General features: G+C 45.0%; 15 protein-coding genes. 7 read left to right on the top strand and 8 right to left on the bottom strand.

Annotated features, from left to right (window positions below):
* Positions 1 to 68: 68 nt before the first annotated feature.
* The 3 genes from EOD41_RS07290 to EOD41_RS07280 form a co-directional block, all read right to left on the bottom strand.
* Complete coding sequence (locus tag EOD41_RS07290) at positions 69 to 692, bottom strand: hypothetical protein (protein WP_127704123.1); 624 nt, start codon at positions 690 to 692, stop codon at positions 69 to 71.
* A 275-nt stretch (positions 693 to 967) separates the two neighbouring features.
* A complete protein-coding gene (locus EOD41_RS07285) occupies positions 968 to 1,810 on the bottom strand; it encodes an isoaspartyl peptidase/L-asparaginase (protein ID WP_127704122.1) in 843 nt (280 codons plus the stop codon).
* A gap of 113 nt (positions 1,811 to 1,923) precedes the next feature.
* Entirely contained in the window at positions 1,924 to 2,850 is a 927-nt protein-coding gene (locus EOD41_RS07280) for a cyanophycinase (protein ID WP_127704121.1), read from the bottom strand.
* 159 nt (positions 2,851 to 3,009) lie between these two features.
* Here EOD41_RS07280 and cphA point away from each other — a divergent pair, with 159 nt between their 5' ends.
* On the top strand, positions 3,010 to 5,628 hold the full coding sequence (gene cphA, locus EOD41_RS07275; RefSeq protein WP_127704120.1) for a cyanophycin synthetase: 2,619 nt from the start codon (positions 3,010 to 3,012) through the stop codon (positions 5,626 to 5,628).
* Positions 5,629 to 5,712: 84 nt separating this feature from the next.
* Here the strand turns inward: cphA and EOD41_RS07270 are convergent, their stop codons facing one another.
* Complete coding sequence (locus tag EOD41_RS07270; protein WP_127704119.1) at positions 5,713 to 6,342, bottom strand: DNA-3-methyladenine glycosylase family protein; 630 nt, start codon at positions 6,340 to 6,342, stop codon at positions 5,713 to 5,715.
* 155 nt (positions 6,343 to 6,497) lie between these two features.
* On the opposite strand from EOD41_RS07270, the gene EOD41_RS07265 reads away from it, so the two are divergent.
* From EOD41_RS07265 to EOD41_RS07245, 5 genes are all read left to right on the top strand, one after another.
* Positions 6,498 to 7,778 (top strand): replication-associated recombination protein A, encoded by a 1,281-nt coding sequence (locus tag EOD41_RS07265; RefSeq protein WP_127704118.1) that lies wholly within the window; start codon positions 6,498 to 6,500, stop codon positions 7,776 to 7,778.
* Between the two features lie 240 nt (positions 7,779 to 8,018).
* Positions 8,019 to 8,675: a TMEM175 family protein gene (locus tag EOD41_RS07260; protein WP_164849896.1), complete on the top strand. Its 657-nt coding sequence runs from the start codon at positions 8,019 to 8,021 to the stop codon at positions 8,673 to 8,675.
* A gap of 53 nt (positions 8,676 to 8,728) precedes the next feature.
* Positions 8,729 to 10,207 (top strand): DUF5687 family protein, encoded by a 1,479-nt coding sequence (locus tag EOD41_RS07255; protein ID WP_127704116.1) that lies wholly within the window; start codon positions 8,729 to 8,731, stop codon positions 10,205 to 10,207.
* Positions 10,208 to 10,211: 4 nt separating this feature from the next.
* Positions 10,212 to 10,919: an ABC transporter ATP-binding protein gene (locus tag EOD41_RS07250; RefSeq protein WP_127704115.1), complete on the top strand. Its 708-nt coding sequence runs from the start codon at positions 10,212 to 10,214 to the stop codon at positions 10,917 to 10,919.
* Positions 10,920 to 10,921: 2 nt separating this feature from the next.
* Positions 10,922 to 11,416: a GNAT family N-acetyltransferase gene (locus tag EOD41_RS07245; RefSeq protein ID WP_127704114.1), complete on the top strand. Its 495-nt coding sequence runs from the start codon at positions 10,922 to 10,924 to the stop codon at positions 11,414 to 11,416.
* 183 nt (positions 11,417 to 11,599) lie between these two features.
* Here EOD41_RS07245 and EOD41_RS07240 read toward each other — a convergent pair whose 3' ends face one another.
* The 4 genes from EOD41_RS07240 to EOD41_RS07225 form a co-directional block, all read right to left on the bottom strand.
* Complete coding sequence (locus EOD41_RS07240) at positions 11,600 to 12,256, bottom strand: HD domain-containing protein (protein WP_127704113.1); 657 nt, start codon at positions 12,254 to 12,256, stop codon at positions 11,600 to 11,602.
* A 22-nt stretch (positions 12,257 to 12,278) separates the two neighbouring features.
* A complete protein-coding gene (locus tag EOD41_RS07235) occupies positions 12,279 to 12,518 on the bottom strand; it encodes a helix-turn-helix domain-containing protein (protein ID WP_127704112.1) in 240 nt (79 codons plus the stop codon).
* A gap of 137 nt (positions 12,519 to 12,655) precedes the next feature.
* Positions 12,656 to 13,150: a hypothetical protein gene (locus EOD41_RS07230; RefSeq protein ID WP_127704111.1), complete on the bottom strand. Its 495-nt coding sequence runs from the start codon at positions 13,148 to 13,150 to the stop codon at positions 12,656 to 12,658.
* Between the two features lie 5 nt (positions 13,151 to 13,155).
* On the bottom strand, positions 13,156 to 14,331 hold the full coding sequence (locus tag EOD41_RS07225) for a THUMP domain-containing class I SAM-dependent RNA methyltransferase (RefSeq protein ID WP_127704110.1): 1,176 nt from the start codon (positions 14,329 to 14,331) through the stop codon (positions 13,156 to 13,158).
* An 80-nt stretch (positions 14,332 to 14,411) separates the two neighbouring features.
* Between EOD41_RS07225 and EOD41_RS07220 the strand changes: the two genes are divergently transcribed.
* Positions 14,412 to 14,774 (top strand): DUF3127 domain-containing protein, encoded by a 363-nt coding sequence (locus tag EOD41_RS07220; RefSeq protein ID WP_127704109.1) that lies wholly within the window; start codon positions 14,412 to 14,414, stop codon positions 14,772 to 14,774.
* Positions 14,775 to 14,843: the final 69 nt, after the last annotated feature.

Below are 14,843 nucleotides of genomic sequence, written 5' to 3'. Positions count from 1 at the left end.
ATAATGTTTGATTTGTATTATATATGACGAAGTATTTTACCGGCTTGTTACAAAATCGAATCAATATATTATTTCGACTTATCAAGCGGTTCAACAGCCTCGGCATAGCGCAGGCCGGGCTTAGGGGCTATAGAGGTAATGCCCTGTATCGATTGCAGTTTTTTATCTATTTCTTTCGACTCGCGGAACCAGCCCTGTGAGTTGGCAATGGCGCGTGCTTCGAGCAGATCCTGACGGGCGAGGCTAACTTCACCCATATCCATTTTTATTGAGGATAGCCTGATGAGGTTAACAAAGGTATGTTTATCATCATTTTGCCTGCGCGACAGCATATTGCTTTGCAGCAGGAACCATTTGGCTTCAGAAAGCCGGTTCTGCTCTACATACATTTCGGCCAGATCGCTAAAATTATAACTGGCAGCGCCATACACCCTGTAACGCATATTATGCTTCATGATCTTCATCATGGCCATTTCGGCTTTCTCGAAATCGTAATAGTTTTTAAGCGTGTAGGCGGTAAGCTGGGGGGTGGTTACCTTTGCAGGTACCATTTTGAATTTCTTTTTGGCAAACGGACTTTTTACCTGGGCAATGGCCGGGTAACGTTTATGCTTTAAGGGACCTATCCTCCACCACTGCGCAGACGCACTTATCCCGCAAAAACACAAAAAAATCAGTAAAAAATATCTCATGGATTACTTTTGCCCGGGTTAAATTAAATTAACTGGTAGTCAAATATAAGAAAATTAAAACGATAATAACAATACCTTATTGCGCTGCTGCACAAAAAGGTATTGTTATTACAGAACTATTAATGAGGAAGATAGAGTTATAGCCTGTTGTCATTTCGACCGTAGGGAGAAAATCTTCCAAAATATGTTTTACACTGAGGTCTGCCACTTGGAGAAGATTTCTCCTCGTTCCTCGTCGAAATGACATTTTCGAAATCTGAAATATACCAGATTTACTACTCAAAAACCTCCACCTCACCGTCATGCAAAGCCCAAACCATGTACGGATGGGTATCATCATGGTAAATATCACCGTTACGGGCGATAGCAATAACGCCGGCAAAGCCATCAAAGGGTCCAAGCTCATCCAGCGTTTTATCACAGGCGGCATGCAGCGTAAAGCCATCGGTAACGCGGGTAACTATTTTTGTCGCGACTGATCCACTTACAATATCTTCACCTACACCGGTGCATGATACGCCTGCAAAAGCGTTGGCATAATTACCGGCAGTGGTTGCCGAATCACTTACCCGGCCCGGTATTTCAAAACCTTTTCCACCGGTTGAGGTGGCAGCCGCGATATCGCCATGGAGATCAAGCGCTACACACCCAACCGTACCCAGGCGGATTGAGTCGCTCAGTTTTTTCTCGTATTCTTTACGGCGCTGCGGAATTTCCGGACTATAAAACTTAAAGCCATTGTTACGTGCAAACTCCTGTGCGCCTTTGCCGCTTAGTACACGGTCGTCATAGTTCATCAGTTTATCGGCAATGCAAATAGGATTTTTCACATCCTCAATGTTGATCACCCCCGAAAATTTTTGTGTTTTACCATCCATCAGCGCCGCGCTGAGGCGTATTTTACCATCACTTTGTATCTGTGACCCGGTACCGGCGTTAAACAGGTCGCAATCTTCAAGAAGCGAAACAGTGTACACAACGGTTTCGACCGCGGTATGCGTTTCCAGGTACTTGTACCCGGCCTGTACTATTTCACGTAAGGCATTTTGCTTAGCCTGCTTTACTTCCTGGTTGGTTTGCGATTCGCTGAAAAAACCGCCGTGGATAATTAATTTCATCTCTCTATTTTACAAACGTCATGCTGAACTTGTTTCAGCATCTCACATGCTATTTGTACACATCCTGAGAGATCCTGAAACAAGTTGAGCATGACTTCGGGCTTTTCGACTATTTACTGCAACAGATCGTCCGCATCATCAGGCATATTTAAAAATACGCCTTCTTCAACCTTCACAGCCTTTTTAATATGCAGGCGGTGTTCGTCAAGGTCGTACTTATCAAATATCGACATTACGTGCACCTTTAGGTTCTCTATAGATACCGGGCTGCCCAGTTCAACATCATATATATTGGTTTCAACCATACTTTTGCCGTCAACCAGAATAATTAATCCTGACCCAATGGCTTCCATAGTACGGCCTTCGGTGATAAGCAAACCCGCGTCTTCACCTAAACCAATACCTAATATACCCGGGTTGCTGGCCACGGCATAAAACAGCCTGCCTATACGGCCGCGCTGTACAAAGTGCGTATCAACTATAACACCGTCAACAAAGCCAAGGCCTGCGGTTATCTGCACCTCGCCTTTTATAAGCGCCTCGTTGCTTTGCCCGCGGTAGATCATGTGTGTAGAAGCGGCCGCCGCACCTGCTGACGTACCTGCTATAACAAAATGTTCTTTCTGGTAACGCTTTTTAAGTATCTGCAAAAATTCTGTGCCGCCAAAAATAGCTGTAAGCCGCAACTGATCGCCGCCGCTGAACATTACTACATCCGCCTTACGGATACGGTCGAGGTATTCCTTATTCGCAGCATCCTCACGGCTTTTAACATGCATTACGTTAACATGCGTAACACTAAGCTGATTAAAGGCTTTTATATACTCTTCACCAACAAGTTCGGGTATTTGCGAGGCGGTGGTAATTACTTCAACTATTGAGCCTTCATGGTTTGCGCTCTCGGTAATAATGCGCCTTAGTATCCCTTTTTCAAAAAACTTAATATAATTAAGCTGCATTATATGTTCCTGGGCGCTTACGTTGCTACCCATATCAACCGCTCCGCCTATTATGATTAATTTTCCTTTCGGGACACTCATTATTTCGCTCCTATATCTTCTAAAATAATACAAAGTAAGTTAAAATCAGCCATAAACGACTGTTATTTTTACTTTTTTTGACCGATCAAGCATCAAAAGTTTAATTGTATTGTTACTTGTTTTAAATTTAGACAGAAATAAAACGGCCTCATTCAATTTATGAAAATCGAAAATATACAGGTACTGCGCGGTCCGAACATCTGGAGCATCAGCCGCAGAAAACTCATTCAAATGCGGTTAGACCTGCAGGAACTTGAACACAAACCAACCAATAAAATTGACGGATTTTACGAGAGGCTGAAAGCATTGCTGCCGTCTATGTATGATCACCGCTGTTCGCCCGGCGTACCCGGCGGTTTTTTTGAGCGGGTTATAGCCGGTACCTGGATGGGCCACGTTATTGAGCATATTGCCCTTGAAATACAAACCCTTGCCGGCATGAACACCGGTTTTGGCCGCACCCGTGAAACCAAAACGCCGGGCGTATATAATGTAGTGTTTAATTATGTGGAAGAGAAGGTAGGCATTTATGCCGCCGAAGCCGCTGTACGCATTGCGCAGGCGCTTATAGACGGTACTGAATACGACCTTGAGCATGACGTACAAACCATGCGTGAAATCCGCGAGGATACACGCCTTGGGCCAAGCACCGGTTCAATAGTTGACGAAGCAATCGCGCGCAACATTCCATGGATTAGGCTTAATAACCAATCGCTTGTGCAGCTGGGTTACGGCAAATACCAGGTACGTTTTCGTGCTACCATGACCGAGCAAACCAGCAGCATCGCCGTTGACATAGCCAGCAATAAGGAAGAAACCAAACGCCTGCTGCAGGAACAGGCCATACCCGTTGCCAAAGGCATGACCATCTCATCAACCGATCAGGTTGATGAAGTGATAAAACGCGTTGGTTTTCCGCTGGTGTTTAAACCGCTTGACGGTAATCACGGCCGCGGCATCAGCATCAATGTAAAAACACGTGAAGACGCCATTGCCGCATATGAGCATGCCGCACGTATATCGCGCAAGGTGATTGTTGAGCGCTACATTACCGGGTATGATTTCCGCGTACTGGTAATTGATAATAAAATGGTGGCTGCCGCCATGCGGGTACCTGCCCATGTTAAGGGTGATGGCGTATCAACCGTACAGCAGCTTATTGATAAAGAAAACACCGACCCGCGCCGCGGCTACGGACACGAGAAAGTGCTGACGCTGATATCAGTTGACCGTGACACACTTGACCTGCTGGATAAAAAAGGCTATACACTGGAGAGTGTTCCGCCGGAAGGTGAAACGGTGTTCCTGAAATCGACAGCGAACCTGAGCACAGGCGGTACTTCTATTGACGTTACTGACCATGTGCACCCGCAGAATATTTTTTATGCGGAAAGAATATCAAAGATCATCGGACTGGATATATGCGGTATAGACATCATGGCCGAAAACCTTACCGAACCGCTTCCTGACACAGGCGGCGTTGTGCTTGAGGTAAATGCAGCGCCGGGTTTCAGGATGCACGTAGCGCCAAGCGAAGGCCTGCCTCGCAACGTGGCCGGGCATGTGCTGGACATGTTGTATCCGCCGGGTAAACCATCACGCATACCTATTATTGCGGTTACCGGCACCAATGGTAAAACTACAACAACACGCCTGATTGCGCATATTGTCAAAAACAACCGCAAGCGTGTAGGCTACACCACCAGTGATGGTATCTACGTACAAAACACCATGATGCTGAAGGGTGATACAACAGGCCCGGTAAGCGCCGAATTTATTTTGAAAGACCCTACCGTTGATTTCGCCGTGCTTGAAACCGCCCGTGGTGGAATACTACGTTCGGGGTTAGGCTTTACCCGTTGTGATATTGGCGTAATTACCAATATACAGGAAGACCACCTTGGCCTTGCTGACATACACGACCTTGATGATTTGACCCGTGTAAAAAGCGTGGTAATTAACTCCGTAAAGAAAGACGGCTGGGGTGTACTTAATGCGGATAACCCTTATTGTGTAAGGATAGGCAAAAGAGCTGATTGTAATATCGCCTATTTTAGCCGCGACGAGAATAATCCGGTAATTAAAGAACATTGCAAAAACGGTGGCGTAGCCTGTGTGCACGAGAATGGTTTCATCACTATACTAAAAGGCGACTGGAAGATACGCGTACAGAAAACTATTGCCATACCGCTAACCTTTGGTGGAACGGTGCCTTTTATGATTGACAACGTAATGGCGGCTACACTTGCGGCATTTTTGTGGGGTTTTAAAACTGAGGATATCCGCATTTCGCTTGAAACCTTTATTCCATCTGCTGCGCAAACACCTGGCAGGATGAATATTTTTGATTTCAAGGAATTCAGGTTCATGATAGACTTTGCGCACAATCCTGACGGATACAACGGGGTGCGTGAGTTTTTGAGCCATGTGGATTCGCCTTACAAGATTGGCCTGATTGCCGGTACCGGCGACCGCCGCGACGACGACCTGCGTGAGTTAGGCCGCATAGCCGCACGCATGTTCGATCATATTGTACTCCGCCAGGAGAACCACTTGCGCGGCCGTACCAAAGAGAACATGATAGGCCTGATGACCGAGGGAATGAAGGAAGTAAAGCCTGATATGTCATACGAGGTAATTGATTACTCGAATGTTAAATCTATTGAATATGTAATAGGCCTTGCGAAACCAGGCAGCTTTATCACTACCCTTAGCGATGCTGTAGACGGTGCGATAGGCATTGTGCAAACTTTCCAGGAAAAGGAAAGGGATCAGTAGAGAATATCGAACACTGAATGCTGAATATCGAATTTTTAATTACTTTATTATTTTACATTCGGCATTCAGTGTTCGATATTTAAGTCAGCTTTTCTTCGGTTTACTTAAATACCAGTGCCAAAGCATCATGGTAGCCACAGTACGATAAGGCTGCCATTGAGCGGCTACCTCAATTATTTCTTCGCGGGTGATGCCTGAAGGTAAGCTTTTCACTTTTTTCAACGCGTTTACTGCTGCTAAGTCGCCGATTGGAAAAATATCCGCTCGCTGTAAAACAAACATCAGGTACACATCAACGGTCCAGTTGCCAATGCCCTTCAGGGCAGTAAGACGGCTGCGTATCTCGTTGTTGGGCATGGCTTCAAACTCATGCAGGTTGATCTGTCCGCTTAATATGGCTTCGGCAAGATAGCGCGTGTATGCAGTTTTCTGCCTGCTGAAATAACAAGCTTTAAACTCTTCATCGGTTAACAAAAGCACCCGGGCAGGTGTTATTTCCTGTATCCTTTCGCGCAACTTATTTAAAGCTGACAATGCCGATGCCAGCGACACCTGCTGTTCCAGTATAATATGTACCAGCGTTTCAAACGTATTATAGCGGCTCCACATAGGTGGATAGCCATAGGTATCGATAATGGCTTTCATATCGGGGTCGCGGGCGGCAAGCTCGTCGCAAATAGTATGAAAGGTGGCTTGGTTGAAGGTGTTTTGCATATTATTGATTCGTCATCCCGAATTTATTTCGGGATCCCACAGGACATTCCGGCGTGTGAGATGCTGAAACAAGTTCAGCATTGACAGGGTTATATTAATACACAATTTTACTAATTTTTTTAGGATTTAGCGTTTAGTTTTCAGAATTTTACCGTATGAACAACCTGCCGCCCTTAGCCGAACGCATGCGACCTGCATCTCTGGATGATTACGTTGGCCAAAAACATCTGGTTGGCCCCGGAGCCGTGTTGCGCAAGGCCATTGAAAGCGGCAGCCTGCCTTCAATGATCTTCTGGGGACCGCCGGGAGTAGGTAAAACCACGCTGGCCTATATTATTTCGCAATCGTTGTACCGGCCATTCTTCTCATTAAGTGCCATCAATTCAGGCGTTAAGGATGTGCGCGAAGTGATAGAGAAAGCTTCACTGCTAAAAGAACAGGGCGCTACCCTGCCGGTGTTGTTTATTGACGAGATACACCGCTTCTCGAAATCTCAACAGGATTCGCTTTTAGGCGCTGTTGAGCGTGGCATTGTTACGCTGATAGGCGCTACTACCGAAAATCCATCGTTCGAGGTGATCTCGGCGTTACTGTCGCGGTGCCAGGTGTATGTGTTGCAGCCGCTTGATGAAAGCGACCTGCTTAATCTGCTTAACAAGGCCATGAAAGAGGATGAGGTGCTGAAAGAAAAAAGCATCACCATAAAAGAGCATGAAGCCCTGCTGCGCCTTAGCGGCGGCGACGCACGAAAGCTGCTTAACATTTTCGAGCTGCTGGTAAACGCATTCGACACCAAAAAAATAACGCTTACCAACGATGTGGTACTTGAGCATGTGCAGCAAAACATGGCGCTGTATGATAAAACCGGCGAGAATCATTACGACATTATTTCGGCCTTCATAAAATCAATGCGGGGCAGCGACCCGAACGGCGCGCTTTACTGGCTTGCCCGAATGATTGTTGGCGGAGAAGACCCGCTGTTTATAGCCCGGCGTATGCTGATACTGGCTTCAGAGGATATCGGCAACGCTAATCCTAACGCGCTGCTGCTGGCGCAAAGCTGTTTTGAGGCGGTTAACAAGATCGGCATGCCCGAGTCGCAACTGATCCTCTCACAAACGGCCATTTATCTGGCAACATCGGCAAAAAGTAACTCGGCTACTACTGCCATTGGCGAGGCCATTGCGCTGGTTAAGCAGCACGGCGACCTGCCCGTGCCCCTGCACCTGCGTAACGCGCCAACCAAGCTAATGAAAAACCTCGGTTACAGTAAAGGCTATAAATACGCCCACAGTTTTGAAGGCAACTTCGCCGATCTTGACTTTCTACCCGAAGCCATTCGCGGTACCAAAATTTATAATCCCGGCAATAACGCCAAAGAGAACGAGGTAAAAGAAAAGCTCAAAAAACTCTGGGGCAACAGGTATAAGTATTAGTGCGTGGTGCAAGGCGGTTGGCGGTTGGTGCATCGGGCTCCCCTATTGAGAGGGGTAGGGATGTGTTAGTAAACTATACTTCATTGTTAACACACCCGACATTGCTACTGCTTTATGTTACTTTTGTGCAACCCCTCTCAAGAGGGGAACTTTAGGTTGGTGGTTGGATCTTCGTCTCAAATGCACATTAACTGTCACGAAATCATAGAAAAATACTATCTTCCGCTAATTTCTATTGATATGACCAACCACCCTAACGACCTTAAAAAAGAATTTCAGGTTGAGCGGATAGCTTTTTTCAGCGATGCCGTTTTTGCCATTGCCATTACCCTGCTTATTATTGAAGTAAAAGTCCCTGAAGTACATGATGACGGGCACAGCGTTGCGCACAAATTAGGTGAGCTGATACCCAAATTCATCGGCTTTATTGTCAGCTTCTTTGTAATAGGTATGTACTGGGTAAACCATCACCGCTTTTTTAAGCACATTATCCACTATAATCAAAAGCTTATATGGGGAAATATGCTGCTGCTGTTCTCCATCGTGCTGATGCCGTTCAGCTCGGCGTTTTACAGCGAATACTGGTTTTCAGACAGTTTAATTTCTATTGGTTTCTACGTTTTCAATATAACCCTTACCGGAATATTCAATACCCGCATGTGGTACATTATCAGTAATCCGGCTAATAAGTTAAGTTCAGGCCTGGAAGACCGGAACCTGGTACGATACCTCATCACCCGTTCAATGGTTCCTTCATTTATTTTTACTTTATCATTTATAGTGGCTTTATTTAGCCGGCCTGTCGCCTACTGGTGCCCGGTATTGATCTTCGTCGTGTTAATGTTCATCAGAATGTATTACAAAAAGCATCACCCCGAAATTTTTGCGAAGCTTTAATATCCTGTAACATTTTTTCATACTTTTAATCTTAAAGAAAACTCCCCTGATACATGACCTCCGCATTCATCAGTCACGAACTGAAAGCCTTCTGGCGATCAAAAAACACCGGTAAAAGCATTGCCATCCGCATTGTGATGGGCATACTGATATTATTTCTGTTTGGGTATGCTTTGCTGTTAGGCATTGTGCTGCCTAAAATAATTGAAGAAGTTTCAAAAACAGACCCTATCATCTCTTTTTGCGGTATTTTACTGGTTTATTTCCTGTTCGAACTGCTAATGCGTCTGCAGCTGCAGGAGCTTCCAACCCTACGCGTACAGCCATACCTGCACTTGCCCGTAAAACGCAACGCACTGGTAACTTATCTTGCCACAACCTCGTTGCTGTCAGTATTCAATCTATGGCCTTTCCTGCTGTTTTGGCCGTTTATTTTTCAAGTTATAGCCCCGGACGAAGGTGCAATCGTGGCTTTGGCTTTTATTGTTTCAATCTTGGGCTTTTCGGTATTTAATAATTACCTCGCACTGTATATTAAGCGCAAAGCTAACCTTAACGGCTGGATATTTTTAGTCGTGGTTATCGGTCTGTCGCTCATCACTTCCGGTGATTATGTATGGCATCTGTATTCGCTGCGCGATTTTTCTTATGCCTTTTTCGGTAAACTGATCCACACGCCGGCTTATGCCCTTATTCCGGTGGTACTGGCTTTAGGTATGTATTACCTGAACTTTGTATATCTGAAACAGAATCTATATCTCGAAGACCTGAACTCGTCTAAAAAATCGTCATTCAAAAGCAGTACCGATTACCCGGTGTTGCAGCGCTTTGGCACGGTTGGCGACCTGGTGGCGAACGAGGTTAAACTTATCATGCGTAACAAGCGCCCACGCTCCACTATTATTATGGGCCTGATGTTTATGTTTTACGGACTGATCTTCTACACCAACCCAAAACTGGGCACAAGTGATTACTCAGCCATTTTCGTAGGCGTTTTCATGACAGGTATCTTCATCATTAACTACGGGCAGTTTATGCACAGCTGGCAGGCATCCCATTTTGACGGACTGCTGGTAAGCCGTATAAATTTTACTGATTTTATTAAAGCAAAATTTTTACTATTCACCATGGTATCAACGGTAGCGTTTGTGCTTACCATACCTTACGTGTACTTCGGCTGGCGCATTTTGATCATCCATTTTGTAATGTATGTGTACAACCTTGGCGTAAATACCGCTATTATGCTCTTTTTCGCCAATCGCAACTATAAGCGTATCGACCTTTCAAAAGGCGCTTCATTTAACTGGGAAGGTGTAGGCGCCACACAGCTGCTGGTAGGCTTTCCGCTGCTGCTTATTCCGTTTATTATTTATGCGCCTTTCAGATTTTTTGGTGTAGCCAATGCAGGCCTTGTAGCGCTTGCGCTGATTGGCATAGCAGGAATAGCTTTAAGGCAGGTAATTTTAAAAGGACTTGTTGACGATTTTAACACAAAGAAACTTCAAATAGCCGAAGGCTTCAGAAATAAATAATACCATGATAGAAGTAAGAGACATTGTAAAGATATACGCCGGGAAAACCGTTGTAAACGTACCGCATCTTGAAATAAAGAAAGGCGAAACCATTGGCCTGGTAGGCAATAATGGAGCTGGTAAAACCACGCTTTTCAGGATGATACTGGATTTGATCCGCCCTGATAAAGGCGAGATCTTATCAAAAGGCGAAGTAGTAGCCGGGCACGAGCACTGGAAGAGCTACACTGCCGCTTACCTTGATGAAGGCTTTTTGATAGATTACCTTACTCCCGAAGAGTACTTATATTTTATCGGCGGACTGTATGGCCTGAACAAAGCGCAGGTAGATGAGCACCTGCTTTCCCTGAAAGAGTTTTTCAACGGTGAGATACTTGAACGCGGCAAATATATCCGCGACCTATCAAAAGGTAACCAGGCAAAAGTAGGCGTGGCTGCCTGCCTGCTGCACAAGCCTGAGCTGCTGATGCTTGATGAGCCTTTTGCCAATATCGACCCAAGTACACAAATACGCCTGAAAAACCTGCTGAAAGACATCAATAAAACAAGCGGCACCACAACCATTGTTTCAAGCCACGATTTGAACCACATTACTGATGTGAGCGACCGTATCCTGCTGATGGAAAAAGGTGTTATTATAAAAGATATTGCCACAAATTCATCAACCCTGGCCGAGCTGGAAGATTACTTTGCTGTTGGACAAGGCCTGTAACGATGTATTTTATAAGAGAAGCGAATATTAACGACGCAGAAACCATACGGCAGCTTGCCGAAGAAACATGGTGGCCGACTTATTCGCCCATACTGGAGGCCGAACAAATAAAGTTTATGCTGGCCGATATTTATTCGACCGAAAAGCTGGCCGAACAAATAGCCTATAACAAGCAAACATATCTACTGCTTATAGAGGATAATGTACCGGTTGGCTTTGCCGCTTTTTCACCACGCGAGGATAATCCGACTGTTTATAAACTGCATAAACTATACTGCCTGCCTGCCATGCAGGGTAAAGGCTATGGCCGTGCACTAATAGCGGAAGTTGAAAAACGTGTTAAAGCTGCAGGCTTTTCTGCGCTCGACCTTAACGTGAATCGCTATAACAAAGCAAAAGGTTTATATGACAAAATGGGCTTTAAAGTGATTTACGAAGAAGATATCCCTATCGGCCCTTATTTTATGAATGATTTTGTAATGCGTAAGGAGTTGTAGCTTAGTAATACAAGTCATGCTGAACTTGTTTCAGGATCTCACAGGACAGGTTATTAATTTCCAGGAGAGATGCTGAAACAAGTTCAGCATGACCACCATGTCATCCCGAACTTGCTTCGGGATCTCTCAGGACAAGTTTTTGCTTTCCGGGAGAGATGCTGAAACAAGTTCAGCATGACCTTTTTATTCACCCCATTCCATATAAAACTGCTCAAGAAAGCCTTCCATATACCGGTGTCGCTGCCCGGCAAGTTGTTTACCGGCGGCGGTATTCATTTTATCTTTCAACAGCAGCAGTTTTTCGTAAAAGTGATTGATGGTAGGCGCGGTAGAATTCTTATACTGCTCCTTGGTCATGTTCAGGTTTGGCTTAATCTCAGGATCATAAAACGGTCTGCCTTTGTAGCCACCATAACTGAATGCCCGTGCTATACCTATGGCACCGATAGCGTCGAGCCTGTCGGCATCCTGCACAATCAGCATTTCATGCGAGGTAAATACCTGATCACCAAAACCTGCCTTGAACGACATGTGCCTGATAATATGCTGTACATGTTCAATAACTGCCTCATCAACACTTAAGCCGCGCAGCCACGCCCCTGCAACCCGCGGACCAGCCTCTTCGTCGCCGTTATGAAATTTGGCGTCCGCAATGTCATGCAGCAAGGCGGCAAGTTCAACCACAAACTGGTCGGCGTGCTCGCTTTCAGCTATCAGCTTAGCGTTGTTCCACACGCGGTATATATGCCACCAGTCGTGCCCGGCTTCGGCCTGATGAAGTTCCTGTTTAACAAATTGTAGGGTTTTATCAATTATTTCTGCCTGCTGAGTAGTTAACATCAGGCAAATATAAGGCAAAAGCCTATACGTGCTCGGGCAATGCTTCGCCAATCAATTCAATAGCACCTGTTTCAAGTACTTCGGCTATCTGGAAAAGCCTTTCCAAGGTTATCTTGGTGTAACCTAATTCAATCTTGCTATAAGCGTTCTGTGAAATTTTAAGCTTGGCAGCCAGGTACTCCTGCGTATAGTTCTTCTCTTCACGAATCTTCCTGATATTGGCAGCTACACTTTTTATTTTCACACTCAATGCGTCCTTCATATATCTATTCTCTCGTATTACCCAATTAACGAGAAAATATTACAGTTGGATTTTGATATGTTAATTTTAAGTGAATTATTTAAATAATTTATTAAAAATCAACCTATAAAGAGCCGATTAAATATTATTGCTATCTATTATTCAATATTATATTTAACCGTTATGGCAGGCAACAAAGTGGCCTCGTCAAGCGGAACCTGATCATATGCCACGATGGGCTTACGTTTCAGCGTATAATCATACAGATCGCGCTGGTTAACGTCGGTTGCTTTTGCCGGCGCATTAAAGCCTATTGAGAATGGCAGGATAAAATCGTGCAGCTTTTGCCTGTCGGGAATGATCCATTTGCGGTTAGTTTTGCGCAGCGCATTGATGATAGGCACCACAAGAACAGCGTCATCAGCATAATACACAATGATCTTGCTGATATTTCCCTTATCATCGGCAGTAAATTTAAAAATGGCCGTACCGACTGCTTTTTTCTTCACTATTTCGGGGGATACTATAAGGCTGTCTTTGAAAAACTTAGTTAACACAGCGCTTCCACCCTGAAACGGGAACGCCAGGTGCTGCTGGGCCATAGCAGTCATGGTGAATATCACCAGCCCCAAAGTAAATACTGCTTTTTTCATTTATTTTATTCGTCTGATTTTGGCTCGCGGCGGGTGCCTTCATACAATTCGTATTCAAGCAGGCGGCAGTCGAGTTTTCCGTTGTAAAATTCAATTTTGCGTGCGGCTTTCAGTCCAATTTTTTTGGCAAGATCAGGATTACCGGTAAAAATATACCCTTTATAACCCTTACATTCCTGCTTCATAAAGTCGCCCATACGGCGATAGGTGGCCTCAAGCTTGGTATGTGTACCCAACCGTTCGCCATACTCGGGGTTAAACATAATCACACCCGGACCGGCAGGCACTTCGGTATCCGCAAAATCACAAACGTTAAACTCTATCAAATGTTCTACACCGGCGGTTTTAGCGTTCTTTTGGGCGATGTCAACCGCGTCGGCAGAAAGGTCGGTAGCTATGATTTTGAAATCTATCTGCTTTTCAGCTTTATCCTTCAGTTTACGGCGTTCGATAAAAAACACCTGCTCATCATACCCTAAAATATGCATAAATGCATAATTCATCCTGAACAGTCCCGGCGCCTTGTTGGTAGCCAGTAATGCGGCTTCAATAGCAAGCGTACCCGAGCCACACATCGGGTTAATGAACGGGCTTTTCCTGTCCCATCCTGTAGCCATAATGGTAGAAGCAGCAAGCGCTTCGAGCATGGGCGCCTTGCCCGGTATCTTACGGTAACTGTGCTTGGCCAGTGTTTCGCCTGAGGTATCCATAAATATCTCGGCACGGTCGTCCTGCCAGTACAAATGTACAACGGTTTTATTTACATCGGCGCCCGAGTTCGGCCTGATATCCTTTACCTTTTTTATCCTGTCGACAATGGCATCCTTCACCTTTACATTGGCAAACAGCGGCGTACGGATATGCTCGTTATTTACGTTTGAGGTTACTGAAAAATAACCGGTAAAGTCGATCAGCTTCTCCCATTCTATCTCAACCAGTTGGTTGTACAGCTCATCGGGATTGGCAGCAGTAAAGCTTTTTAGCGAGTACAGCACCTGGCTGGCACAGCGCAAATTCAGGTTCAGCGGAATACAATCGGTAACCGTTCCCTGCAGTTCAACACCGGTTTGAAAAACACGCGTTGGGGTAAATCCAAGCTCTTCAACCTCACGCTGCAGGTATGGCGACAGCCTCTTGTTGCAAGTAATTACGATCTTGCTATCTGTGTGGAAAACTTCCATAATAATTGGCGAAAATAAACAATTAAATACACCTGTATTTTAATTTGTTAGCATTAACTTTACATTTTAATATTTGATTTATGGACATTAAAGGTAAAGTACACGAAGTTTCGCCGACCCAGCAGGTTACCGATTCGCTTAAGAAAAGGGAACTTATAGTTGAATATATTGAGAACCCGCAATACCCTGAATATTTAAAATTTGAAGCTATACAAGACCGCTGCAACCTGCTTGACAACGTTAAGGTAGGTGACGATGTTGAAGTATTTTTCAACCTTCGCGGCCGCCCGTGGACTGATAAATCAGGCAAAAAAAGCTACTTTAACTCGCTGCAACTGTGGCGCATAAACGTGCTGAGCGGTGCTGGCGCAAGCTCAACTCCTGAATACGCTCCACCGGTTGACCTTAGCTCGGCACCAGACGAAGACGATCTTCCGTTCTAATTTATTTAGACAATTGTGATATTTGAAAAAGCGATAGGAAACTATCGCTTTTTTTGTGACCGCTAATAC

This window comes from Mucilaginibacter limnophilus, assembly GCF_004005815.1.
GTDB classification, from domain to species: domain Bacteria; phylum Bacteroidota; class Bacteroidia; order Sphingobacteriales; family Sphingobacteriaceae; genus Mucilaginibacter; species Mucilaginibacter limnophilus.
The sequence above is the reverse complement of the archived record's forward strand: the minus strand, read 5'-3'. Positions and strand labels throughout refer to the sequence as shown.